At 41.1% G+C, this 25,955-nt stretch carries 22 protein-coding genes and 1 pseudogene; 21 read left to right on the plus strand and 2 right to left on the minus strand.

Annotation, left to right across the window (positions count from 1 at the left end; translation table 11 throughout):
* Positions 1 to 271: 271 nt before the first annotated feature.
* The 4 genes from ACJJIJ_RS01075 (at position 272) to ACJJIJ_RS01090 (ending at position 2,526) form a co-directional block, all read left to right on the plus strand.
* The gene (locus tag ACJJIJ_RS01075) at positions 272 to 847 is read left to right on the plus strand and encodes a hypothetical protein (RefSeq protein ID WP_444891189.1); all 576 of its coding nucleotides are present in this window, start codon (positions 272 to 274) and stop codon (positions 845 to 847) included.
* A gap of 151 nt (positions 848 to 998) precedes the next feature.
* Positions 999 to 1,709, plus strand: coding sequence for a hypothetical protein (locus ACJJIJ_RS01080; RefSeq protein ID WP_444938414.1), 711 nt, complete (start codon positions 999 to 1,001; stop codon positions 1,707 to 1,709).
* 84 nt (positions 1,710 to 1,793) lie between these two features.
* Entirely contained in the window at positions 1,794 to 2,126 is a 333-nt protein-coding gene (locus ACJJIJ_RS01085) for a YnfA family protein (RefSeq protein ID WP_444938415.1), read from the plus strand.
* A 103-nt stretch (positions 2,127 to 2,229) separates the two neighbouring features.
* The gene (locus tag ACJJIJ_RS01090) at positions 2,230 to 2,526 is read left to right on the plus strand and encodes a hypothetical protein (protein WP_444938416.1); all 297 of its coding nucleotides are present in this window, start codon (positions 2,230 to 2,232) and stop codon (positions 2,524 to 2,526) included.
* Between the two features lie 42 nt (positions 2,527 to 2,568).
* Here ACJJIJ_RS01090 and ACJJIJ_RS01095 read toward each other — a convergent pair.
* Positions 2,569 to 3,512, minus strand: a pseudogene (locus ACJJIJ_RS01095) (IS110 family RNA-guided transposase).
* A 652-nt stretch (positions 3,513 to 4,164) separates the two neighbouring features.
* On the opposite strand from ACJJIJ_RS01095, the gene ACJJIJ_RS01100 reads away from it, so the two are divergent.
* From ACJJIJ_RS01100 to ACJJIJ_RS01115, 4 genes are all read left to right on the plus strand, one after another.
* Complete coding sequence (locus ACJJIJ_RS01100; RefSeq protein ID WP_444938417.1) at positions 4,165 to 4,605, plus strand: GNAT family N-acetyltransferase; 441 nt, start codon at positions 4,165 to 4,167, stop codon at positions 4,603 to 4,605.
* A 95-nt stretch (positions 4,606 to 4,700) separates the two neighbouring features.
* The gene (locus tag ACJJIJ_RS01105; RefSeq protein WP_252084718.1) at positions 4,701 to 4,991 is read left to right on the plus strand and encodes a hypothetical protein; all 291 of its coding nucleotides are present in this window, start codon (positions 4,701 to 4,703) and stop codon (positions 4,989 to 4,991) included.
* A 107-nt stretch (positions 4,992 to 5,098) separates the two neighbouring features.
* Positions 5,099 to 5,554: a DMT family transporter gene (locus tag ACJJIJ_RS01110; protein WP_353505464.1), complete on the plus strand. Its 456-nt coding sequence runs from the start codon at positions 5,099 to 5,101 to the stop codon at positions 5,552 to 5,554.
* Between the two features lie 343 nt (positions 5,555 to 5,897).
* A complete protein-coding gene (locus tag ACJJIJ_RS01115) occupies positions 5,898 to 6,779 on the plus strand; it encodes a putative selenate ABC transporter substrate-binding protein (protein WP_444938418.1) in 882 nt (293 codons plus the stop codon).
* Between the two features lie 243 nt (positions 6,780 to 7,022).
* Here ACJJIJ_RS01115 and ACJJIJ_RS01120 read toward each other — a convergent pair whose 3' ends face one another.
* On the minus strand, positions 7,023 to 7,277 hold the full coding sequence (locus ACJJIJ_RS01120) for a site-specific integrase (protein ID WP_252084720.1): 255 nt from the start codon (positions 7,275 to 7,277) through the stop codon (positions 7,023 to 7,025).
* Between the two features lie 1,386 nt (positions 7,278 to 8,663).
* Here ACJJIJ_RS01120 and ACJJIJ_RS01125 point away from each other — a divergent pair.
* The 13 genes from ACJJIJ_RS01125 to ACJJIJ_RS01185 all read left to right on the plus strand — a co-directional run bounded on the left by ACJJIJ_RS01125 (position 8,664) and on the right by ACJJIJ_RS01185 (position 25,713).
* Positions 8,664 to 9,455 carry an ABC transporter permease gene (locus ACJJIJ_RS01125; RefSeq protein ID WP_444891182.1) on the plus strand — a complete coding sequence of 264 codons (792 nt, stop codon included), beginning with the start codon at positions 8,664 to 8,666 and terminating at the stop codon, positions 9,453 to 9,455.
* Complete coding sequence (locus tag ACJJIJ_RS01130; RefSeq protein ID WP_252084721.1) at positions 9,452 to 10,162, plus strand: ABC transporter ATP-binding protein; 711 nt, start codon at positions 9,452 to 9,454, stop codon at positions 10,160 to 10,162. Before ACJJIJ_RS01125 ends, ACJJIJ_RS01130 begins: the two co-directional genes overlap by 4 nt.
* A 3-nt stretch (positions 10,163 to 10,165) precedes the next feature.
* The gene (locus tag ACJJIJ_RS01135) at positions 10,166 to 11,404 is read left to right on the plus strand and encodes a KpsE/RkpR family capsule polysaccharide export protein (protein ID WP_444938419.1); all 1,239 of its coding nucleotides are present in this window, start codon (positions 10,166 to 10,168) and stop codon (positions 11,402 to 11,404) included.
* A 136-nt stretch (positions 11,405 to 11,540) separates the two neighbouring features.
* Complete coding sequence (locus tag ACJJIJ_RS01140; RefSeq protein WP_444891179.1) at positions 11,541 to 13,169, plus strand: polysaccharide biosynthesis/export family protein; 1,629 nt, start codon at positions 11,541 to 11,543, stop codon at positions 13,167 to 13,169.
* Positions 13,170 to 13,270: 101 nt separating this feature from the next.
* Positions 13,271 to 14,209 carry a glucose-1-phosphate thymidylyltransferase RfbA gene (gene rfbA / locus ACJJIJ_RS01145; protein WP_444938420.1) on the plus strand — a complete coding sequence of 313 codons (939 nt, stop codon included), beginning with the start codon at positions 13,271 to 13,273 and terminating at the stop codon, positions 14,207 to 14,209.
* 49 nt (positions 14,210 to 14,258) lie between these two features.
* Positions 14,259 to 14,807, plus strand: a complete 549-nt coding sequence (rfbC, locus tag ACJJIJ_RS01150) for a dTDP-4-dehydrorhamnose 3,5-epimerase (RefSeq protein ID WP_444938421.1) — start codon at positions 14,259 to 14,261, stop codon at positions 14,805 to 14,807.
* A 154-nt stretch (positions 14,808 to 14,961) separates the two neighbouring features.
* On the plus strand, positions 14,962 to 15,834 hold the full coding sequence (gene rfbD, locus ACJJIJ_RS01155) for a dTDP-4-dehydrorhamnose reductase (protein WP_444938422.1): 873 nt from the start codon (positions 14,962 to 14,964) through the stop codon (positions 15,832 to 15,834).
* Between the two features lie 171 nt (positions 15,835 to 16,005).
* Positions 16,006 to 17,085, plus strand: coding sequence for a dTDP-glucose 4,6-dehydratase (rfbB, locus tag ACJJIJ_RS01160; RefSeq protein ID WP_444938423.1), 1,080 nt, complete (start codon positions 16,006 to 16,008; stop codon positions 17,083 to 17,085).
* 51 nt (positions 17,086 to 17,136) lie between these two features.
* A complete protein-coding gene (locus tag ACJJIJ_RS01165) occupies positions 17,137 to 17,604 on the plus strand; it encodes a hypothetical protein (RefSeq protein WP_252084728.1) in 468 nt (155 codons plus the stop codon).
* A 22-nt stretch (positions 17,605 to 17,626) separates the two neighbouring features.
* Positions 17,627 to 18,751, plus strand: a complete 1,125-nt coding sequence (wecB, locus tag ACJJIJ_RS01170; protein ID WP_444938424.1) for a non-hydrolyzing UDP-N-acetylglucosamine 2-epimerase — start codon at positions 17,627 to 17,629, stop codon at positions 18,749 to 18,751.
* Between the two features lie 71 nt (positions 18,752 to 18,822).
* The gene (gene wecC / locus ACJJIJ_RS01175) at positions 18,823 to 20,103 is read left to right on the plus strand and encodes a UDP-N-acetyl-D-mannosamine dehydrogenase (protein WP_252084730.1); all 1,281 of its coding nucleotides are present in this window, start codon (positions 18,823 to 18,825) and stop codon (positions 20,101 to 20,103) included.
* 76 nt (positions 20,104 to 20,179) lie between these two features.
* Complete coding sequence (locus ACJJIJ_RS01180) at positions 20,180 to 23,632, plus strand: glycosyltransferase (protein ID WP_444938425.1); 3,453 nt, start codon at positions 20,180 to 20,182, stop codon at positions 23,630 to 23,632.
* Positions 23,629 to 25,713 carry a glycosyltransferase gene (locus tag ACJJIJ_RS01185; RefSeq protein ID WP_444938426.1) on the plus strand — a complete coding sequence of 695 codons (2,085 nt, stop codon included), beginning with the start codon at positions 23,629 to 23,631 and terminating at the stop codon, positions 25,711 to 25,713. The genes ACJJIJ_RS01180 and ACJJIJ_RS01185 overlap by 4 nt, the downstream gene beginning before the upstream one ends.
* Positions 25,714 to 25,955: the final 242 nt, after the last annotated feature.

Consider the following 25,955-nt stretch of genomic DNA (forward strand, 5'->3'; position numbering starts at 1 on the left):
CTAGGATATTCTGGCCGGAAAGTAGACACTGGTTGTGGGGCTTAGCCATTGCATTCAACTTTATGGCGGTAGTGGAAACGGTACAGCGGAATTCAGCATAACAACCACAGGCAGTGAAGCTCCGGGCCTTCGGCCCTCCGCGGGACGTCTTACCTTAAGCACGTTTTGCACGGTCGCTTCGCACCCATTTTCGCGCAAAACGCGCATAAGGCAAGCCGCCCCTGCTGTGGGCGTTAGAAAAAATTTTCATTCACAGAAAGAGGAAAGATAGATGTTTAATAGGTTGATAATTGTATTTCTTGGGGTTTTGTTTTTTTCAGGCTGTGCAACCCAAAGCAATCATATGACAAGAGTTACACCGGAATCCGTTGTAACAAAACCTGAAGACGGTAAGGCGTTGGTTCATTTCATGAGGCCTTCCAATTATGGCGGAGCAATTCAGTCGACGATTTATAATGACTCTAATTATCTAGGTACAGTATCAGCGCAAACAAGAGTTGCCTACCAAGCGGAACCGGGCAAGCATATGTTTATGGTAATTGGAGAAAATGCAGATTTTCTTGAAGCGAATCTTTTGGAAAATAAAACATACTATGTTTTGGTGTCGCCCAGAATGGGAGTATGGAAGGCTAGGTTTAGTTTAAATCCTGCAAGTGGAGACGTATCTCAACAACAGATTGATAGCTGGTACAATAGCACGGCTGAAGTTGTGCCTAACGAGACTGGTTTAAATTGGGCAAAAAACAAAGCAAGTGAAATTGAAAAATTGAAATCTAAGTATCTGCCTAAGTGGCAACAGAAAGCTGAAAGTGATAAGCAGAGATTAAAGCCAGAAAGCGGCATATGATGTTTCTAACAAAGTGTTGAACGTGGATCCAGCTACGTTCTACCAGCATGTGGCTCGCTTTCGCTCACGTTACCACACGCTGGTTTTGTTACACTGGGCCAGTTAACACGGCGTTAGTAGTGATACCCAAAATAAATTAGCCTAAACTTAGATGTTATATATACTAAAAAAAATTCTACATTTGATCTCTCTAGCTTCTTTTGCGGGCCTTCTGCTCGCATGCAGCGGTGGCAGCGGTGGCAGCGGCGGAGATAGTTCTGATCCAGTAGAGATGCCCGCTGAAATAGAAAGCTTTACCTCCTCCGAAATACTTTCAATTGATCCTCCTTCTTTTGAAGTTATTGTACGATTTTCACAGAACGTATCGCGAGAAGACGCTCTCGATATAGGAGTAAAAGTTGTGGTGGCTACCGATGGAGCTGGTGATATTATGGGGCAGGACTTTGCCCTATTTTATAATATGGATTGTCCAAGCGGCTATGAAGATTGCGATCAGACAGATTACTTCTTTACCTGGAGCTATGGAGATATTATAGGCTGGTGCTGCACTCTTAGAGGGCGCGACCTTTCGTATGAACTCACGAATGTAGATGGGTACTTACAGTTAACTATGAGCTATCATGGAAAATTTACTAAGAGCACATTTGATAATCTCGTTAGCGGTAACGTCTTAACAAATGTAGAAGCAATTCTTTTCTCTGGGCCAAAAAAAGAAACAGTGTTATCAAGGGACTACTACCCGCTGGTGAATAAGTTTACTGATCAACTTGGAGAGTTGAATGATAATATCCGTGATTATGATGGTTCCTCAGGTTTAATTGATATTCAAAGTATTACTATCACTAATTATTTGGCTCCCTAAATTCGTCAAAGGTTCTAACAAATTAAGGAAGCGGGACGCCGTAACTAGCCCCCTTCTTGAGGCGTTAAGCATTCATAAAGAACTATGGAAATATTAAAGGTATTATTTCTTTTTATAGCTACTGCCATAGCGGAAATTGTGGGTTGTTATCTCCCATACCTTTGGTTGCGTCAAGGTTATTCTATTTGGATGTTCGCTCCTGCTGCATTAAGCTTGGCATTGTTCGTTTGGTTGCTTACCTTACATCCACAAGCTGCAGGCCGTACATATGCAGCATATGGTGGCGTCTATGTTTCAGTCGCGCTACTTTGGCTTTGGGCAGTAGAATCAACTCGACCAGTGGTCACGGACTTTGTCGGTGTTATATTCTGCCTAATTGGGATGGTAATCATCATGCTTGGGCCACGTCATGCTTAAAAAGCGCACCTTGTTCGTCTCTATCGGGGCGGGACGGCTTACGGAACCTTCCCCCCTACATTGCGGCCGTTGCTGGCGGCGTTATGCCTCTTGAGAGGTAGTGATGTACAAGGAACCTTGGTCAGATATAAATGAATACGTTGAAAGTCATAGCAAGGCTTTACAGCGAGAGTTGTTTAAGGAACTCTCGAAAGATCATTGCTTGTATGGGATTGAGCTTCAAGCTCTCGCAAAGCGTGAAGACCAAGACGATATACTCTTAACTGACCAGAGTGCATTCTATATAGTTCATCTAACTTGGTCTGGTAAGGAGGAGGAAGCTCCTTATCCTAGAACAGAAAAGTTTAGTACGATGGAAGAGTTGCAGGTCAGACTAGATTCTGATTCGGAATATTTTTAGAGGGCAAGGCATAACAAGTGACTATGGTCCTTTGTCAAGTATTTAAGCCATTTTCTCATCCCAGTAAGTGTTGTTTTTTACCATCGTATTTAGAATGGTAAGTTGCTTCCTCATACATGCGATAAGGGCTACTTTCTTTGGTTTACCAGCAGCGACCAGGCGCTCATACATTGGCTTTAATTTAGGGTGGCATTGTATTGCCGACATCATAGAAACAAACAAAACCGTGCGTACACGATGTCGCCCACCTCGAATATAGCGCTTACCCTGGAAGCTGCCGCTATCACGATTCATCGGGGCGATACCCACAAGTGCCGCAATCTCTTTGCGGTTCAACTTGCCCAGCTCAGGAAGTTCGCTCATTAGCGTGTAAGCCAGTACATTGCCAACTCCTTTAGCACTTAATAAGAGATCGCGTTTTTGTCGCCACTCGGCAACACTGTTAACAAGTTTATCAAGTTGCTTATCGACCCCTTCTAGCTCTTTCTTGATGGCTTGTAAGATAGCCTGAATGGGCTTGTGAACAGATTTGGGCATTCTCTTGAGGCGATTCTTTTGCATTGTGCTCATTTCTAAGCACTGGTCCCTGACCGTCAGTAAATCACTAATATTTCTAAGTTTTTCTGGTTTGATTGATGACAATCTTGGCTGCATTGCTTCACCAAAATGTGCGATATCAATTGCATCTAGCTTATCTGTTTTGGCGAGTCGCCCCGCTGACTTTGCAAAGTTTCTTACTTGTAAAGGATTGCAAACAACTATCGGCAGTCCCGCTTTATAAGCAGCACAGACGAATTCTAATTCTAGTCTTCCTGTGGACTCAATTAATACTCTTTGCGGTTTAAGCGGTTGTAGTTGTTTAATGGCGTCTTTAATACCCTCTTTGTTATTGGTAACACTAAAGAACTGGCCATTAGGTCTCACATATATATATCGAGTTGTTTACTGCTGGTATCGATACCGACATTGATCTCTTGAGGTTCCATAAGATAAGCTATCTCCGCCTTGCTATTCGGGCTCGAGGCCCACATGACTATTCGAGTTATGCCTAGTGAGTGTCTGTCACGTTCATACTTGTTAACGGTCTTTATGAACCGGCGCAGCAACGAACTGTGACAAACAAGGCCTTCGGTGGCCGCCGAAGGTGGGTCTCAATTTACCCGTTAGCGAAAAGGATTTTCAACATCAGAATTGGACAAGAACAAACATACAAGGTAAGGCAGCGGACGCCGCATACGTGCCGCCCCTTCTCGCAATGTTATGTGTAATCCGAGGCAACAATGAGTAAGAGGATTAGGGGAATCTGTGTTGCGATATATATTGTTCTGGGAACTGTTAGTATTCATTTTCTTGGCGAAATATATGCTTCCAAAATAATGGAGGAACTGGCTAGGAATCCGTCGCCAGATTTGTATGCTAATAATCACGGGTTTCAATACGTAGCGTTCTGGGTTACATGTGGCATAGCCTTGTCATTCGCCGTAGTGCTATCAGCAATGATACTCAATAAGGTTCTGATTAGGCGACATGCCAAAAACACATAAAAAAACGCTGTTGTCGCCATGCTCCACATGGCTAGGACAGCCTACACTGCCTTCCGGTTGCCCCAAAGCTGGTTGTTAAACATCGCTCAAAGTTATGGCTAATTTCGAAATAAGAAAAGTTGAGAAAAATGATATTCAAGTCGTTGTGAGCTTGCTGCAACAGCTAGGATATGAGCCATCCATTCAGGCAGTTGAATCGCTGATATCAAATCCCATTTGCGATAGCGATGAAACGGTTGTTGGAATTTTAGACAAATCTGTCGTAAGCGTTATGTCTGTCATCTACTTTGACTATTTTCCTTCAGCTGAAAGGTTTTGCCGAATTACAGCCATTGTCGTGGATTCAGATGTCAGGGGGTATGGTGTGGGTACAAGACTAATTGATTTCGCGCGAGATAATGCTGCCGCAAAAGGTTGTAGTACACTTGAAGTAACAACATCGCTCAAACGTGAGTCGACTCAACAGTTTTATGAAAGTATTGGTTTCACCAAAACTTCGTACAAGTATGTTCAAAAACTGAAAAGCAATGTTTAATAAGGCAAGCCAGAGGGGCTTCCGCACTGCTTGCTCCAGCCCCTGCTGGCGACGTTATGTGTTGCGAGTATTTCGCGATGAAGGAGTCGAACTGTATGGATGAAAGACCAGTTAAGGCACAAGATTTACTCAAGGATGATGAGGATTACAAAACTATTAAAGGGGTAAGAGTAAGAAAAGGAACTATTGCTGCTACTATAAAAAATATTGCCAAGCTAGAAAGCGCAAACTCAGAACAACGGGCTGCTATTCTCGATGCTATTAAAGAAAATGCCCCTGCATTAGTTGCCCTTGATGTTCATCGATACTTCGAGTGTAGAAACAAGGAAGTAGAGAGAATTTTAGTAAAAGCAGCAATGAGTCTAAATGATAGTAAGAGCATATAATAAGTACCGGCAGTACGGCCCTACAGGCCCGGTCCCCAAAATCGTTGGACGAGTTTGCGCTCCTACGATAAGCGCTTAGTGCGATAAGTAGTAAAGAGTATTGTAAGTTGAATAGTTTAAGTACGTATACCTTACTGGTTTTTGCTCTGATTGTTGGAGCTTCTCTTGCATCACAAGCGGGAGTGAATTCACAGCTTCGTGTAGCTCTCCATACTCCCATCCAAGCGGCATTTATCTCTTTCTTGATAGGCACGCTCATACTAGGATCTATCTCACTTTTTCAAAGTGAAAGCTGGTTTACTAAAGAGTCAATTACTTCCATACCATGGTGGGCTTGGCTTGGTGGCGCTTTCGGAGCATTCAATATTGCAATGTCTGTATTTTTGGCTCCAAAGCTGGGAGCGCTAGTTTTGGCAATCTCTATTGTTTGTGGCCAAGTTATAGCGTCTCTAGTGCTAGATCATAACGGATGGCTTGGGTATCCCAAGATAGAATTGTCAATTTCAAGGGTGTGTGGCGCGCTACTCATAGTAGCAGGCGTACTATTGGTGGCGCGGCGGTAGGCATATAACAAGTTGCTGAAAAGTGGTTAGCTGTTCTTAAAATAATCCAGCTAAATCCCTGTGGTAGCTTCGAATACAGCAGGGTAATCAACGGTGAAAAGAGGATCTGCGCAAAGTGGTGCAGCTTCTCGCCTCTGTATACCTCCGTCATAGTATTCCCCACCGCCTTTATATTAACAGTTCAGATAATACGTATAATGGTGAAAAGCTATCTCGCTCTTGATTATCCAAATAAATACCATACATTTTGGTTACACTTTCGTATCTATATATAACACTTATATTTACTTGCTTACTTTTAGTCTATAAATTTCGAATTATGGACCTGTAAAGGACCAATAGAATGTTAAAACGTTTAACCGTGTCTATTCTCAGCCTCATAATGCTATTTGGCATATCCCTCATATCTTCCCAAGAAAATATAAATCGGTTTGTTTTTACTGCCATCCCGGACCAGGACCCGGTACGCTTACAAAAACGCTTTGGCAAAGTTGCTCAGTATTTATCTGATACGCTAGGGGTTGAAGTTAAGTACTTACCTGTGGAGACCTATAGCGATACGGTCGAAGCTTTTAGAAATGATAAAGTTCAATTGGCTTGGTTCGGTGGTTTTACTGGGGTGCAGGCTCGTATTGCGGATCCTGGCGCCAAAGCTATTGCTCAAGGTGAAGAAGATCAAAATTTCACTTCTTACTTTATTGCTAATAAAAGCACCGGACTCAAATCGTCAGAAGACTTTCCCCGTGGTATTGAGGGTATGACGTTTACTTTCGGTTCAGAACACTCTACTTCTGGACGACTAATGCCGGAATATTTTATCCGAAAGGCATTCGGTAAGTCTCCAGCCGATGTGTTTAGCCACGTTGGTTTTGGTGACCACCATTCCAATACCTTGGATCTTGTGCAGTCTGGGAAATATCAGGTTGGAGCCCTGAATCACAAAGTGTGGGAGAATGAAAAGAAAGCTGGCAAAGTGGATGAGAGTAAAGTACAAGTGATCTGGAAAACTCCTGGATATCCAGATTACAACTGGACAATTCGTGGAGATGTCGATGAGACCTGGGGTAATGGATTCACAGACAAGGTACAACAGGCGATTTTGAATATGCGAGATCCAAAACTACTTGCCGCATTTCCTCGTAAAGGGTTTATCAAAGCTGATAACTCAATGTACCAACCAATCGTGGAGATTGCCCACGAAACTGGCTTATTGAATAATGAATAAGCGATTTGGGTTCAAATTTTTCCTTCTGAACGGTGTATTGCTTACCTAAGAGGCCTCAGGGAGAGTCATAAAAAATCTTGGCTATTACAAGCTGAACCAATCAAAGAAGATACGCTACTTAGAGCCCAACAATAATATTGAAACTATTGGGCAGAATAGAGCTTAAGTAAATTTATTATAATTCTAACTAGTCCAGTTTAGGTGCTGGACCAGTATTTATCTTAGTGTTAAAAATTCCCCCTATTAAAACTCCCTTCCTATTGCTTGCCTATCCAAATAGATACTAATCTCTTCATAATCAATATCGTGTCCCGCTTGATAAGACTGAGTAACCCGCTCATCAGTATGCGCCATCAATTGCTGCACCGACTGCACGTCGTATCCCATTCGCTTAAACCGGTCTGAGGCCAGGCTAGGCACTTCGTGAAAGCTGGGTGGGGTTTGCTTATTCGGTAATCCAATATAGAGTCCAATAGCGTTACGAGCTTCTATAAACATATCGTTCAGTCGGCGGGCGCTTACCTGGCAAACATGCTCTTTAGTTTTTTCGGTGCGCCGTTGTTTAGGTGTGTGGCTCAGTATATAGGGGCAGCGGTAATTTCTTATGCCTGGCCATTTCCTAGCCAGACGACTGCGTTACCTGCTCTCAGCCTGCCAGCAGGTTTAGCTGGCTTATGAATTGGTCAAAGTTAACCGCATGTCGCTGCCCAGTTGGTAACACAGAAGGGATGATTCTATGTGGATGGCAGCTGTTGAAAATTGAATCTATGAAAGATTTGAGCCGTGCCTTTTATGTTATGGACACGCACTTTTTAGCAATCAAGAGTGTGAGGGTTTGACTTTATTGGGGGTAAGTATCAGTGGAGCCAGCTGTTAAGGTAGGAGCAGAGTATGAAAGAGCTATAAGATTTGATCCTCATATGCTCAAAACATGTTTCGAAGTTGCTCAGTTATTAGACGACTGTATTTGTACACTCATAATTTTGATAGTAGGCTGAGATGCTTTTGCAAGCTAGCGTGTGTTGTGCCCGCTCACTGCGAAACATGATCAAGTTCAGAGTGCTCGGCCTAGCCATCCCATGAAAACTGTACCAAAGTTTCAAGTCATTTTCGGAAATGAGTTGTGCCTGTAAATCTTGCTCCTTAATCGATAGGAGGATTTCCGTACTGATTACTTGCGGGCATATGAGGTCAGCATGACTTTTAAGTAGGTTGTGAGCGCTAACCAACTTCTAAAGCACTACCCTGCTCCCTTTCATATTTACATCTAGTACAAGTTCTATTTTCTAGGGGTATTCAGAGCAAGTCTTGGATGCTGGGTCATTCCGCTATTTTTTGGTAGCGATTTTGAAAAATTACCTTGCAAGTTTGGGGGTAAACCCTTAGGGGCTTACTCCTATCACATTTGTGAATGTGTATAAAATCAGCTCGATTCGTATAAAAATGATACTGTTTTTTCGTTATGGCTTTAGAGAGAGGTAAGTGCTCACAAAGTAAGTTAAGAGAGAGCTACTTGTTTGCCCATTGATGACAGGCACCAGACGCTCATTGAGACTGGTTTTTAATCTGTGTAAGTTCTGCGACTTGTAAGAAAGCAAGTTATCAGACGGGGTTCACGTAATGGCGCGTAATTAATTTAGTGTGACGTAGATCAATCGCCGCGATAATATGCCGCGCTGACCAACAAGGCTGCTGATGTACTCAGGAGGAGTCATCATCATCTATTCCTGCAAGCTTTGAAGCTATCAGAAGTAGATGAGTGAAGCTCTACCAAGTATCACTCGGGTATTTGAAGTAAATCCTTCCAAATGGATTTGAAGTCATTATCCCAGTTTCACGTTTTAGATAGCGGGACTGGTTCACAGTTATTCAAGAAAAGCTGCTATGGGCCCAAAAACTTCGCGAACTGTCTGGCAGATCCAGCGGGATGTAATCTACGCACTGCTTGTGCGCGAAATGAAAACTAGGTTTGGCAAGTGGAAGTTGGGTTATGCCTGGGCTCTTTTGGAGCCCACCATGCATATCATGGTTTTGGCTGCGATCTTTAGTTTCATTGGGCGGGAATTTTATCCTGGGATTCCCACTGCGCTGTTCATGCTCGGTGGTATCGCTCCGTTTTTATTTTTTTCCCATTGCTTTGGTAAATCTATGGCTACGGTGGACTCTAACCGTGGTCTCTTCAACTATCGACAACTACGCCCCTTTGATGCCGTTTTGAGCCGAGTGATGTTGGAGTTTGCTATATACATAATAAGCATGGTTGGGCTATTAGGGATACTGGCTTGGGGTGGTATATCAGCAAAGTTTAATAACTTTCTACTGTTAGTTGCAGTAAACATTTTCTATCTTTGTTTCATATTCGGCATGAGTTTGGCGCTTTGTGTAGCAGGCGCGAAATATCCTGAGATTTCGAAGTTCGGAACCTTAATCCAGCGGCCACTTTATTTTATGTCGGGAGTGTTTTTCTCCCTGGAACAGATACCTGAAAAATACCATCCATTTCTTGCCTGGAACCCTTTGTTACATGTGATTGAGTTAACCCGTGAGGGATTGTTCAGTAGTTATCACGGCATGTTTTCAGACTTGCCTTATCTGGCTTTCAGTTCGTTAGCAATGCTCGCTTTTGGTTTGTTGGCTTACCGCAGCCAGTGGAGAGATTTGGTACGCAGCAAGTGATCGAGTTAAGAAATCTGACTAAGTCCTTTCGAACGCCGAATGGTCGCAAAATGTTGTTTAAAGATGTGAATGCTATTTTCCCTGAAGGCAAGAATATTGGCATTCTTGGACGTAATGGTGCCGGCAAATCAACCCTGTTACGGATTATGGGCGGCATTGATTATCCCGATTATGGACAAGTCATTACCAACGAGCGCATATCCTGGCCTATGGGGCTTGCCAGTGGCTTCCAGGGTAGTATGACAGGCAGAGAGAATGCCGAGTTTATCTGCGGTATTCACGGGATTTGGGGAACTGCTAGGCAAAAGGTATTAGATAGAGTTCAGGATTTTGCAGAAATTGGTAATTATTTTAATGCACCGGTTAAGTCTTACTCTTCTGGTATGCGTTCCCGCTTAGCGTTCGGCCTAAGTATTTCTGTAGATTTTGATTGTTACTTAGTAGATGAAGTGATGTCGGTTGGCGATGCACATTTCAAACACAAATGTGAGCAGATTATCGCGGAGAGACGTAAATCAGCCAATTTTATTATTGTGGCCCATGCAATGCAGCAACTGAAAAAGAACTGCGATGTTGGTATCTATCTCGGGCCGGAAGGGTTACAGATATACGATACCGTAGAAGAGGCTATAGAGGTTTATCAGCAGGGAATCCCCAAGCCCAAGGTGCAACTACAGAACAGGGCCGCACAGGCACTTAAGGCATAGACAATGAAATTAAATACGCAGCTTGTCACAGAGCAAAAGACTAAGCCCGATAGTGGCGCATTTAAAAGAACCGCTGAGGTTGTGAAAGGTATATTTGCAAGTTTTGCTGCGAATGAACCGCAGCCACAACCTGGTGCAGGTCGCTCGCGCATGAGCTCTTGGCATGGATTACTGCTTTGTGTTGGCCTACCGCTGTTTCTGGTATCCGCCTATTATCTCTTCTTTGTTTCGGATCGCTATGTCAGTAGTACCCAGCTTATTGTAAAAGACAACGGTTCCAGCCAAGGAATGTCCCCCTCGCTCGGTTTCCTGTTGCCTGGGGTGGGAATAGACAATCAGGATGCCTTCCTAGTGGTTAACTATATCCAGTCTCTGGACATGGCGGTGTATCTGGATAAAACATTGCAATTGAGTGATTACTACAAGAGCGATCGCTACGACATCTTCTCTCGTCTCGGTTCGGAGGCCAGCCAGGAAGATTATTTGAAGTACTACCGAGAACATATTGCAGTTGATTACGATGAGTCGACTGGCATTATTACAATCGAAATGCAGGCTTTTGAGGCTGAATTTGCTCGTAGGTTAGTTGAAACTGTTACCCAGAAATCTGAAGATTTTGTAAATGCGATTAGCAATCAGCTGGCTGACAAGCAAGTGGCTTTTGTTCGCAGTGAGCTGGAGTTGGCGCAGAATAAACTCCGTGCTTCTAAGCAGGAGATTCTCGACTTTCAAAACCGCAATAAAGTAGTCAGCCCAGAAGAGCTTACCAAAGGCATCAGCGGCATTATTCAAGGATTGGAGGCAAAACTTGCTGAGCAGCGTGCCAAGCTGACTGCGGCCAAAACCTACCTTAATCCTAATTCCTCTCAGATTGTCTCTATGCAGGCTGAAATTAATGCCTTGGAAGGGCAAATAGCTGCAGAAAAGGAACGCCTTGTAGGTGTCTCAGACGCTCAGGGAGAACAGCGACTCAACAGTTTGAGTGCACACTTTCAGAATTTGGAATTGAATCTTCAGTTTGCCACCGATGCTTACGCCGCATCCCTTAAAGCCTTGGAGACAGCGCGAATGGAGGCTTCCGGGCGGCTGAAGCATTTAATGGTTGTCAGTCAGCCGTCGTTGGCTGAGAAAGCGGAATATCCACGCAAACTTTATAACCTCACTAGCTTGGCAATTATCCTGTTATTAATTTATGGCATTGTGAAGATGCTGGTATCCAGTATCCGCGACCACAGGATTTAATATCGTTAATCCCTGTTGAAGGTTTAGAGGGTACTGAAAGTAGCTGAATTATTGAAAACGAAACTAGCCAAAATTTTTAATTCAAAATTTGGGCTTTAGAAATAGATACACAAACTAAAAAACCGAAAAAATGATCGTGAGAAACTTAAAAACCCTTGGGGTATTATTAGGCTTACTGACTGGCTTTGCCTTGCCAAATGCGCAGGCCCTGGAAACCCAACTGTTGGATAAGAATGAATCTACAGAGATTCCCAGATCCAATGTGCCGGTCTTTGGTCAATCCCTATTCCAAGGTGCTTTTAAAGATCAGCCCTTTAGTGGCTTTAACCCAGACTATCGTATTACCGTAGGTGATCAGATTAACCTACAGCTGTGGGGCGCCTATAGTTTTAGCGCGACCCTGGCGGTGGACCCCCAGGGTAATATTTTTGTGCCTGAGGTTGGGCCGGTACATGTAGCCGGCGTGAAAAATGGCGAACTCAATGATTTTGTTCTGCGTCACGTTAAAAGCGTATTTAAGAAAAATGTGCGCGCCTATGCCAATCTGGAAGCGAGTCAGCCAGTCAAAGTATTTGTAACTGGCTATGTGAAAAATCCAGGCTTATATAATGGATACTCCTCTGACTCCATCCTCTACTATCTGGATAGTGCCGGTGGTATTGATCGCGATAGTGGCAGCTTTATAGATGTTAAAGTTGTACGTGGTGATCAGCTGTTGCAAAGCGTCAATTTGTATAAATTCCTTACCGAGGGCAGCATGCCCGCATTGCAGCTGCGTAATGGTGATACCATTGTTATTGGAGCACGTAACGGAGCCGTTTCTATCGAAGGCGCGGTGCAACAGGCCGCAGAAATTGAATTTAACGGTCCTTACACCCAGTTAGGGGAGATGTTACTGGTTACCAAGCCAGATCCGCAGGCTAATTTTGCCCGTATTACCCAAGTGATCGATGATCAGCAGCAAGCCAGCTATTTACCTCTAGAGGAAGCTCTGAATACTGCGCTTTATCCTGGGGCCAGAGTTGAGTTGGTTAGAGATAACGACATCAAATCGATATCCGTTAGCGTAAGTGGTGAATTGGATGGCCCTGCCAGCTATGTCCTTCCCTACGGCGCAACCCTGGAAGATCTCTTGTCGCAGCTTCAGTATCGCGGTAATGCCGATCAATCTGCAGTGCAGTTATATCGTAAGAGCGTGGCCAAGAAGCAGCGTGCAGCACTAGAACGCTCCCTTGATGCACTTCAGATGGAAGTTCTTACCCGCCAGCCAAACACTGAGTTAGAAAAAGGCGCTCAGTCTGAAAATGCGGCAATGATTCAAAAATTTATTGCTGAGGCACGAAAAGCACATCCCCGTGGTCAAGTGGTACTGGCTAACAATCCCAATGCTGGAACGATGTTGCTTGAAGATGGTGACAGGCTGGTGGTGCCCCTGAAGAACTCGACCGTTTCAGTAGTAGGTGAAGTGATTTTCCCCACATCACTGGTATTTAATGCGCGCCATACACTGGAAAATTATATTGAAATGGCTGGCGGTTTCTCCAATAACGCCAATCAAGATGAACTGGTGATCCTGCATTTGGATGGCACAATCAGCCGGGTTAAAAAAAGGAAGTTCGATAATCGTCTGAAGGATATCTTGCGCCCTGGCGATGAAATAATGGTGATGCCAGAAGTGCGCTCCAGTGAGCTACAGGTGACTAAAGATGTCACAGAAATTCTTTATCGTATTGCTGTAGGAACGGCGGCAGTTTTGTCCTTCTAAAACTTAAAGTTACTTCCTTCTTTTAATTACTTTTGGTAATTGAGAGTGAGAAAGCAAACATAATAAGGAGGGAGCAGCTTATTTAGCTTCAGGGGAAAACTATGGAAATAAAAGGAAGCTCAACTAGGAAGGGAATTATTCTTGCTGGTGGCTCTGGTACGCGCTTATACCCCCTAACTAAAGGGGTAAGCAAGCAACTGATGGGCGTCTATGATAAACCAATGATTTATTATCCCCTGACAACTCTAATGCTTGCGGGTATCCGAGATATATTGGTTATCACTACTCCAGAAGAGCAATATTTGTACCAGCGCTTACTTGAAAGTGGTGAACAATGGGGTATTAATATTAGCTATGCGATACAGCCAAGCCCAGATGGTTTAGCACAAGCATTTTTGATAGGCCGTGATCATGTAGGAAACAATAGTAGTGCTTTAGTACTTGGCGACAATATATTTTATGCCCAACATTTTAGTCAGATACTGCAGCGCTCTGATGCACGTGAAGATGGTGCAACGGTATTCGGATATCGAGTAGCAGATGCAAAGGATTATGGAGTCATTGAATTTGACAAGGAAGGTAAAGCAATAAGCCTAGAAGAAAAGCCGGTTCAACCTAAATCTAATTATGCTGTGACTGGTCTTTACTTCTATGATAATCAGGTGTGTGACTTAGCTAGAGAAGTGAAGCCTAGTACTCGTGGTGAACTAGAAATTACTGATATCAATAATGCTTACTTGAACAGAAATCAACTAAACGTTGAGTTCTTAGGCCGTGGTAGTGCTTGGTTGGATACCGGAACCCATGACAACCTGCTTGAGGCCGCACATTTTGTTCAAACTATGGAGCGTCGTCAGGGGTTGAAAATTGCTTGCCCAGAGGAGGTAGCTTATCGTAAGGGATTTATCTGCGCAGAGCAGCTGGAAAAGCAAGCTCAGTCACTTTTGAAGAGTGGGTATGGTGAATATCTCATGAACCTATTGTACGAAAATGGAGAAATCTCCTCTTTAACTCAGCAACGCTTAGCCACAATACTTTGACCTAAATGCTTGACCCATGTTGAGAAAAATCAGCAGTTAGAGAAACCGCATGAAAGTGATTGAAACCGCAATTCCAGATGTGAAAATTATTAAACCTAGAATCTTTAATGATGATCGTGGTTTCTTTTACGAATCCTTTCGCCAGGATTTCTTCAATAAAGAGTGTAAAGATAGAATTTTTGTTCAAGATAACCACAGCAAATCTACACAAGGAACACTTCGTGGCCTCCATTACCAAACCAAGCAGTGTCAAGGTAAGCTGGTTCGAGTCACTAAAGGTGAAGTTTTTGATGTGGCGGTTGATTTACGTAAAAATTCGCAAACTTTTTGCCAGTGGGTTGGTGTGACGCTTTCAGCAGTAAATAGACGCCAACTTTGGGTGCCGGAAGGCTTTGCTCATGGTTTCTATGTCACTAGTTCTGAGGCAGAGTTCGTTTATAAATGTACTGATTACTATGCACCCGAGTATGAGCACTCCATCCGCTGGGATGATCCTGAACTGTCGATCGAATGGCCCTTGGTAAATGGCGAGGAGCCAAAACTCTCGGCTAAAGATACTGAGGGAAAATATTTAAAAGAAGCGTTTGTTTTCGAGTAAAGGCTCGTTGTAGACAAGATCTATTCTTCAAAGTATAGCCAAAATAATGAATAGGCTCAGGTATGTAACTTTGAGGGATAAGCTTCATCATTCCTAGTTTCCACCATAAGGGACAGGAACAGTTGGCACTAACTAATTCAGTGTGAATAAGTAAATGAGAATCCTAGTAACAGGTAGAAATGGCCAGCTGGCAAGAGAATTACAAAAACGCAAACCGCGCGATTTCAATCTGGTAGCGCTAACCCGCAATGATCTGGATGTCACAGATAGTAATCAGGTTATGCAAGCTGTTAATAAGTACAAACCAGATACGTTGATTAATGCCGCTGCCTACACGGCGGTAGACAAGGCGGAATCAGAGAGAGAGCAAGCTTTCGCAATTAATGCTACGGGTCCGGAAAACTTAGCTAGGGCCTGTCACGAAATGGATACTCGCTTAATACATATCTCCACAGATTTTGTATTTGATGGCCAGGGTTGTAGCCCATACAAACCTCAGGATTCGATTCGTCCATTGGGTATCTATGGAGAAAGTAAAGCTGCTGGTGAAGCTGCTGTTCAAAGTGTATTACCACAAGCAGTCATTTTACGGACAGCCTGGGTTTATGGCGCCCACGGAGCTAATTTTACCAACACTATGCTTAGACTTATGCGCGAGCGTGATCAGTTAGGTGTAGTTGCAGACCAGATAGGTACCCCTACTAGCTGTATAACATTGGCTGAAACTATCTTTACTTTGGTAAGCAAACCGGAAGTTAGCGGTATTTATCATTGCACCGATGCCGGTACAGCCAGCTGGTATGATTTTGCTGTAGCGATCTATGAGGAAGCCAAAAATTTAGGGGTGCTAACCAAAGACGCTAATGTCAATATTATACCAATTGGAAATGCCGAATATCATTCTTGCGCGGTAAGGCCGTCATACAGTGTATTGGATAAAAGTAGCCTCGTAGAAGATCTAGGTATTGAGCTAAAGCACTGGCGTCAAGCATTGCGTCAAGTGTTACAAGAAAAAGTTAATAGCTAAAAAGTATACTCGATTCCTATATCCTTTTTTGTAACTTACAAAAAGGATATAGGAGCCTAAAGTTAGAAGTTAAATACGTCATATTTTAATATTTAATTATCGATTACTTAGAGCTATGCATATATTCAATTATTTCTTTCCTACTTTATAAAAAGAAGTGGTAGCTACAGAATGAGTAATTTACTGGTGACTGGTGGCGCAGGGTTTATAGGTGCGAATTTCGTACACTATTGGATGGAAAATCACCCTGAGGATCGAATTATAGTTCTCGATGCTTTAACCTATGCAGGAAATAAAGCGAATCTGAATCCGGTAGCAAAAAATACTAATTTCTATTTTTGTCATGGAAATATCTGTAATACATCTCTAGTAGAAGCTCTACTTAAAGAGTATAAAATTGATACGCTAGTACACTTTGCGGCAGAAAGTCATGTAGATAGGTCTATCTGTGGTCCAGATTCATTTATTGAAACCAATATTATCGGAACATACAGTTTACTTAAGGCTGCTAAGAGGGTGTGGTTGGATGAAGGAATAAACAAAGATAGCCATCGATTTCATCATGTTTCCACGGATGAAGTTTATGGAGCTTTGAATTCTGAGGATTCACCATTTAGGGAAACCACACCTTATGCACCTAATAGCCCCTACTCAGCCAGTAAGGCAGCTTCTGACCATTTGGTGCGTGCTTTCCATCATACATATGGCCTAAAGATTACAACCAGTAATTGCTCGAACAACTATGGGCCTTACCATTTCCCAGAGAAACTAATACCACTAGTAATCACCAATATTCTACAGAACAAATCATTGCCTATATATGGTGATGGCCAGCAAATACGTGACTGGCTTTTTGTAGCTGATCATGCCCGTGGGATTGAGCTGGCGATACAAAAAGGAGAGTTAGGGGAGTGTTATAACATAGGTGGGAATAATGAATGGACCAATATCGATATCGTTAAGCTGATATGTAAAAAAATCAATAAAGAATTTTCCAGAGACCCTGAACTAAAAAAACAATATCCTCTGGCAGTACATGCAATACAAGGAAGGGCACAAGAATTAATAAATTTTATTTCTGATCGCCCTGGCCATGATCGTAGATATGCTGTGAACACAAATAAGGCTGTTTCACAATTAGGATATCAGCCGAGTGAATTTTTTGAATCAGGTATACAGAAAACTATTAGCTGGTATCTCAAAAATGATACTTGGTGGAGACCTATAGTGCTTAACAATTACCAGAAGTAAGTTTTAGGTGTTAACGAAATTTTTTAAGTGATGAGTTATGAGGAAGCTGTAATGGATGAGAGATATCAAATTCAATTATTAATGGAATCTCCTCTTTTTGATGCTGAATGGTACAAAAATCAGCATCCAGATGTGGAAAGCAAAAAGCTAACACCTGAACAGCATTATCTACGTTATGGATGGAGAATGGGGAGAAACCCTTCGGTTTCGTTTTGTAGTGTAAGTTATCAAGAACAGTATCCTGATGTCGTTCAGAATAATGAGAACCCACTAATACATTACTTAAATTTTGGGCGAAGTGAGGGGCGTGAAGTAAAGCCTGTAGATCATAAAAAACTGAATATACGATCTGATATTGACTTAAATAAGGGGAATAACAGTTTTCAGGTAAGTAATAGAGATCTTTCTCAATCAAATGATTTAGTTCTCATGCAATTAAAAGAAACTCAACGTTTATTAGAAAAGTATTTTTTGCGTTGTCAGGAACTTGAGTATCAAATTATGGATGCAAAAAGATAAGTTTATTTAGGGGAATGTGGTGATGAAAGTTCTAATCGTGTTTGGGACACGCCCAGAAGCGATAAAAATGGCTCCTTTGGCGTTAAAGTTACAGCGTGATACTCGGTTTGATGCATCAGTCTGTGTTACCGCACAACATAGAGAAATGCTTGATCAAGTTCTTAGTCTATTTGAATTAAAACCAGATTATGATTTGAATTTGATGAAACCGGGGCAAGATTTAACAGATATAACGACGGGTATTCTTCAGGGAATGCGTGAAGTATTGACAAAATCAAAGCCAGATATTGTATTAGTGCACGGCGATACAGCGACAACTTTTGCAACGAGTTTGGCTTGCTACTATCAACAAATCCCTGTCGGGCATGTTGAAGCAGGATTGCGGACGGGGAATATTTATTCACCCTGGCCAGAGGAAGCGAATCGTAAGCTTACAGGTGCTTTAACCGCATTACATTTCGCTCCTACAAATGATTCCAAAAATAATTTAATAAAAGAAGGGGTTTTAGAAGAGAGTATTTTTGTTACAGGAAATACAGTAATTGATGCTCTACTGGAAGTCGTCCATAAGCTTGATAGCAACCAGTCAACTTATGAAAAGGTAAGGGAGGAATTTCCTTTTTTAGAAGATGCTCGAAAGCTGCTTTTGGTAACGGGGCATAGACGAGAAAGCTTTGGTGGTGGGTTTGAGCGAATTTGTCAGGCATTAGTAAATACCGCTAAAGAACACCCAGATATTCAAATAGTATACCCAGTACATTTAAATCCAAATGTTCGTGAACCAGTGAATCGTATATTGAAGGGAATAGAGAATATATACCTTATAGAGCCACTGGATTACTTACCATTTATCTACTTAATGAATAAATCCAATATTATTCTAACTGACTCTGGAGGTATTCAAGAGGAAGCCCCTTCACTTGGCAAACCGGTTCTAGTAATGCGGGATACTACGGAACGCCCAGAGGCAATTTCTGCTGGAACCGTGAAGCTGGTCGGGACGGAAGTAGATAATATTACTCGGGAACTAAATTTGCTGCTCACAAATGAGAGTGCATATAAGGAAATGAGCTTTGCACATAATCCCTATGGTGATGGCAAGGCCTGTGAAAAAATAATCAACGAATTAATCAGTTTAAAAAAATAGGATTAAAAGGCAGAGTAAATTAATTGCTTTACTTTTAAAATAACAAGCAGGAAAGTTCTTTAAAGGTGTTTATGAAATTTGAAACTATTTCCGTTATTGGGTTAGGTTATATTGGATTACCTACTGCCGCCGTGATCGCTTCACGGAGGAAAAAAGTGATAGGCGTAGATGTAAACCAAAATGCTGTGGATACGATTAACCGGGGTGAAATTCACATTGTAGAACCTGAGCTAGATATGATCGTACACGCTGCGGTAACAGAAGGATATCTCCAGGCTACAACTAAGCCACAGCCATCAGATGCCTTTATGATTGCAGTGCCTACGCCTTTTAAGTCAGGACTTGAGAATAATCATCATGAAGCAGATCTTAGCTACATTAAAGCTGCTGCAATAGCTTTAGCCCCAGTTCTAAAATCAGGGGATCTAGTAATATTAGAATCTACCTCTCCTGTAGGAGCAACTGAAAAAATGTCTGAATGGCTTTCTGAGATTCGTTCAGATCTTACCTTCCCCCAAACTCATGGCGAATCTTCCGATATTCGTATTGCACACTGCCCTGAACGAGTCCTACCTGGACACGTGGTACGTGAGCTGGTTGAAAATGATCGTGTCATTGGAGGCATGACACCAAAATGTTCTGAAGCGGCCAAAGCTCTGTATAAAATTTTTGTTTCAGGTGAATGTTTGGTAACGACAGCTAGAACTGCTGAAATGGCGAAGTTAACCGAAAATAGTTTTAGAGATGTAAACATTGCCTTTGCGAATGAATTGTCGATTATTTGTGAAAAACTAGATATAAATGTATGGGAGTTGATTTCCCTCGCCAATCGTCATCCTAGAGTAAATATATTACAACCAAGTGCAGGTGTTGGAGGTCATTGTATTGCCGTAGATCCCTGGTTTATTGTTGACTCATGTCCTGAAGAGGCACATTTGATACGCACGGCACGTGAGGTGAACGATAAAAAGCCGAGTTGGGTATTGAATCAAGTTAAAGATGCATTGATCAAGTCATGCGAAAGTAAAACTGGGTGTACCACAAGTGATATTAAAGTGGCATGCCTAGGCATTGCTTTTAAACCGGATATTGACGATTTACGTGAAAGTCCTGCACTGAGTATTACAAGCGAAATTTCAAAATTAGGATGTCAGGTACAGGTTGTTGAGCCTAATATCGAACGCCTTCCGAAGGATCTTGTACGAGAAAATATAGAACTTGTATCTTTGAGGCAATCTCTGGATGAAGCTGATGTGATTTGTGTACTTGTTAAACATAGCCCTTTCACTGAAGAAATTAAAAACCTATCAGCTAAGAATTTCATTATCGACTCAGTAGGCCTACTTAGCTAGGTACTTAGTTGAGCGGAACCTGCCGCTAAAACCTAATAGTAATTATCAGTTTGCTAATCGCTGGACACAATTTCCTATGGATGTACTGTTAAAACACGCTGAAACACTTGCGCGCCACCCCGTTAATGGATTGTATACCCCTATTGATAAGCGTATAGCTTATATAGTTAGTCATGGGCAAAGTTATGCCAGTAACGGATATGCAGTACGAACTCAGGAGGTTGCAAAGGAATTGAATAGCCATGGCTTTGAGACGTTATGTATTGTTCGTCCGGGTCGGCCATGGGAGCTGGGAGCAAAGAAAAATATAATCAATGCAGAGGCTGAAATTGATGGGGTTTTATACATCCATAGCCGTTGGCATAATGATCAAACACCGGATGATGAAACAGCACACCTGGAAGCCTGTGTGGCGCGCTTTGTTGAGTTATTCCAAGTTTATAGACCAGCAGTAGTATTAGCTGCCTCAGACTATATTATTGGGCTACCCGCATGGATCGCGGCAAAACGCCTCAATTTACCATTTTATAATGAAGTTCGTGGTTTCTGGGAACTTTCTCGTGCTGCCCGTGAACCAAATTTTGAAAACACCTCTTTTTTTAAAATTGAAGCTGAGCGTAACTCTTTTGTGAGTAAGCAGGCCTTAGAGGTATTTACTCTTAATCTCGCAATGAGATCAGAATTGGTTGACCGTGGAGTTAGTGCGAACAAAATACATGCTATCCCAAATGGGATTAATTCTTTTCCAAAGAAAAATCCCGAAGATGATAATTTACGTTTGAAATTGGGTATAGAGTCACATGATAGAGTTATAGGATATGTAGGCAGCTTGAATTTTTATGAGGGATTAGATCTATTGATGGATTCTTGTGCCGAACTAATTGAGCAAGGAGAAAATATAAAATTATTGGTGGTAGGTGATGAGCAGCCAGTAAATGATTTTATTGCGGCTGATCAAAGACTTGCTAGTAAGCCCTGGTTAATTCAAGTTGGTCGTGTAGCTCATGAGAAAGTAGCAGATTATTATGCGTTAATAGAAACGGTAGTAATCCCGCGAAAAAAAATGCCGGTATGTGAACTAGTATCACCGATGAAGCTGGTTGAGGCAATGGCCTATGGAAAGCGAATCGTAATATCTGATGTGATTCCTTTGGCTGAAAATGACAACAAATATGAAGATTTGATTACATTTAAGGCTGAAGTACCTAGCCATTTAACACAATGTTTGCAAGAAAGCTTAAGGAAACCTGCAACACAGAATAGTGTAATTAATGACCTAACGTTGGCTACACGTATATTACCATTGGTTAATATATTAAAGGGGTTAAACAGCAAGAATTGTGAAAGAAAAGAGTCTAATAATAATTCTAACCCAAGAGAATTAATAAAAAAAATTGAACCCTTACCGCTAGCGAATAAAGAGCCTATTTGGTTCCAAATTCAAGTTGTTCCAGGACAGGAACTTGTTATTGATGCAAACATAGAATATCAGGATTCGTTAAAATTTCATAAGCATCATAAACGTAAAGCGGTGATGTTGTTAAAATCAAAAGATATGAATGGAAATGAAATAGATCAGCCGCTAGGGAAGTTAGCGAAGTCTACACATCTTGATTCATATTTTAAGTACCTTGAATCTGATAAAGGGTTAGAGGAGAGACATAAATTTGTTATTCCTAAAGGAGTTGAGCAAATTGAGCTTGGTTTTTGTGCTTTTAACTATCAGGAAGGGGAGATAGTAATAGTTCGTGAGTTTAGTGTTAGAGAATTTCAAGCCTTTAATAAGAAGAAAGATCTTATAGAGTTAAATCAGGAACCTCTTTGGGAAAATTTTAGAGTCAATGAGTTTATTCCACATAGTCTAAATGCAAAACTTAAGTTTGAAAAATCAGAAGATAAACACAGCAAATCTATCATTGTAAGAGTTAAATATTTCGATAAGGAAAAGAAAGAAATTCCTGGTCCATATTCAGGTCTACCTTTGTCTAAAACAGTAGGTTCATTTTCATATATCAGCGCTAAAGAAGAACGAATTGTCCAGCTGATGCCACCAAAAGGAGCTGTGGAGGCCGCTATTGGGTTGCAGCGATGGAATGCTAAAAGTAAGGTCTGGCTAGATGGTAACTTTATTCTCGAATCTGAGATTAAAGTTAACCCTACTATTAAAACTCCCTCCGTTAATAGTAGAGAAGAAACAAAAACTCCACTGCGTAAACTGTCAGATATTAAAGTCGCAGCAATTCTTGATGAATTTACCATGGAATGCTTTCGGCCGGAGGTAAACCTTACTTTGATTACCCCCTCAAACTGGCGGGAAAAATTAGAAAAAAAGCATCCTGATTTTTTATTTGTAGAAAGCTGTTGGTTTGGCAATGGTAACAGTTGGAGTGGCTTAATGTATGGCTATACTTCCAACGGCCCCAACAGAATGGATGAATTAATTAAAGTCATTACCTATTGCCGACAAAAAGGTATACCAAGTATCTTTTGGGCTAAAGAAGATCCTGTTCACTATAAACGCTTTGCTCCAACAGCTAAATTGTTCGATTACGTTTATACCAGTGATGCAAATATGATTCCGGCCTATAAGAAAGACTATGGAATTGATGCACAAGCATTATCATTTTTCTGTCAGCCAAAGGTGCACAACCCCATTTGTATGTCACCAAGGAATAATAAAGCGGCATTTGCTGGATCTTATTACAGTGATAAAAAAGAACGATGTGAAAACTTCCATACAATTGTAGCTGGATTAAAACAAGCTGGAATTAATTACGATATTTATGATCGGTGTTTAAAAAGGGGGACTGCACATTTACAGTTTCCTAAGAAATACAAAAGTCATGTTGTAGGTTACTTAGAGCCTCATGAAATGAGTAAAGCTTATAAATCCTATCGATATACCATAAATTTAAATACCGTAAAACATAGTCCAACTATGTTTGCCCGCCGTGTGTATGAGTCATTAGCATGTGGAACACCAGTTATTAGCAATTACTCAGAAGGTGTGATAACACAATTTGGGGGGATTGTATGTGCAAGCGATAATCAAAGAGAGATATCTGATTTTCTTAATCATTTGAAGAACCCAGAAGAATATCAGCGTATAAGTAATGCTGGAGTTCGAGAAACCCTTGGACGACATACTTTGGCAGATCGCCTAGAACAAGTTTGCGAACGTTTAGGCATACTTGTAGAGCCACACCTACCAATTATTAATGTTGTATATACTGTCGGTAGTGATGAAGAGGTTGAAATTGCAAGAAATGCATTCCAAAAACAGAGCTACCACCGCAAGAGGCTTGTTGTAAATCTAAAAAACAGTAACCTCTTACACTCATATCTCAATAGAAATACCGATGAAGAAATTTTTAGAGTTCTTACAGAGTTTGCTAAACCTATTGATGGTGTTGAATTAAAAATGGACCTGCAAGATACCTACTCCAAAAATTTCATAGAAGATGAAGCAATTAAAACACAATTCCAAGTAGAGCAATCAAACCAATCAAATAGAGAGTTCGCAGCATGAATACGTTGAAATTATTAGTGTATGCGGATGTAAATCTAAATATTATGGATGGGTCTTCTGTTTGGCTTGTTGAGCTCTTGCGTTTATTATCGAATGACCCTCGAATTCAGTTAGATTTTCTGCAAAAAGCCCCAGATGAAGGTGGCCCATTGAATGCACAACTTAATGAAATAAAAAATATAAAACGGATAGAAAAACACCCTAAGCCAATGAAGTTGGAACAGGTGGTAGAATCCATACGTGACCTAGATAATGAGAATCAATATGAGAGGATTCTTGTCCGTGGTAATATTAGTTTAGGACTGGATCTTATTGAGTTCCTACCTAACAGGCTTGTTTATTACACCCTTGAGCCTTTTCAGAGAAGGGGTGAATTTTCCCCTGAGGAAAATAAAGAGATACAAAATCTTCTAAATAAGACCGCATTTACTATTGTGCAAAGTGAGCGAATGAAGAATAGCTACTCCTCAGATTTTTCTATTCCGAAAGAACACATTTACATCTTGCCCCCATTGATTCCACCAATAGTAAAGAATCCTAGTTTCAGAAATAGCTCTAACACTGTATGTTATACTGGGAAGTTTTCTGAAGAATGGGGGACACCAGGTCTTGTCGATACTTTCAAGAAGTTAAAAAAGAAACTTCACTATGTGAAATTAAATATTGCAGGAAATAAGTTTCACGGTGATCTTGGTGGTAGACGAGAAGAAGTACAAGAATTTTTTTCAAATGATAGTAATGTTAATTGGATTGGAGAGGTTTCACGGCAGGAAAGTATTGGATTGTCACGTAGTTCCGATATTGGTTTTGCATTACGCTCAAGTGAAATTGATAATAACAACTCACAGGAATTATCTACAAAATTATTTGAATACATGAGTGCTGGTAAACCTGTAATTCTCAGACCGACAACAGTGCACAAGGATTTATTAGGTCAAAATTATCCACTTTTTGCAAACGATTGTGATGAAGCAGCAGAAAAGTGCTTTCAAGCGTTAACCTGTGTTGAGCTTTATAGTGAAGCTGCAAAAATGTCATATGGGGCCTACAAATCTTTTTCCAAAAGGGTGAATCATCAAGACATTGTAAGACGGTTAGTAAGCTATAAGAAAGATACAATTCTATTTGCCGGCCATGACCTTAAGTTTATCGGAGATATCATGCGGTCTTTTGAGAAAGATGAGAGATATGATATTCTGATAGATCAATGGAAAGGCCACACAGTTCATGATGAAACACAAAGTTTGGTTAAGTTAGAACAATCGGATATTATATTTTGTGAGTGGGGTTTAGGAAATATTCGATGGTATTCCAGAAATAAAAAACCAGGTCAAAAACTTTTTGTAAGGGTTCATCGACAAGAGATTCAGAGATTAGATTATCTTTGTGAATCGGAAGCTGAAAAGATTGATGGTTATATTTTTATTGCTCCATATCGTTATGAGGAGTTTGTAGAGAAGGTTGATATACCAAGATCTAAAGCTAAAATGATATTTAACACAGTTGACACAAAAAGATTTAATTCTAAGAATAGAAATAGCGATGGCTTTACATTGGGCATAGTCGGTATTGTACCCTGGGGAAAACGATTAGATCGAGCCATAAATATTTTTGAAAAATTATGGGGCATAGATAAGCGTTTCAAATTGCGTGTTAAAGGTAAGAGGCCGGAACAACTGCCTTGGATGAATAATCCTCAACATGTTGGTGAGCTCGAGAAATACACAAAATTATTCAAAAAAATTGAAAATGCACCATGGAAAAGAAATGTATATTTTGATTCCCATGGTAATGATATGGATGATTGGTATAAACAAATTGATTATTTGCTTTCTGTTAGTGATTATGAAGGGAGTCATCAAGCCGTTGCAGAAGGAATGGCGTCAGGCGCGGTACCAGTAATTTTACCATGGAAAGGGGCATCAACTGTATACCCTAGCAGTAATATATTTTCAGATGAAGAAGCTTTGGTTAGTTATATTTTGGATGGTCAGCATAAATTAAATGTAACTAGCTATGCAGCAAGCCAGTTCGATTCAGAGATAATTTATTCCAACATGAGAGAAATCTTACGAATTTAATTCAATTATAATAGTTGTCAGAGTTTTAATAACTGATTGCCCTTAAAGTTTAGTGGTGAGTGTAACAACCCACCACTAAAATTAAAAAAGTATTTGATAAAATTTTAAAGTTTTAGTTCGTCACTCCCCTGAGATATTTAAGGATGCTATATTTAAAAATATATTTAATCGCCATCAAGATTTAATAATTTCTAGGGATGACTAATATATGACGCACTAGTATTAGGTGCATCAGGTTTTTA

It is taken from the genome of Microbulbifer mixtoriginis (SeqCode) (assembly GCF_052467945.1).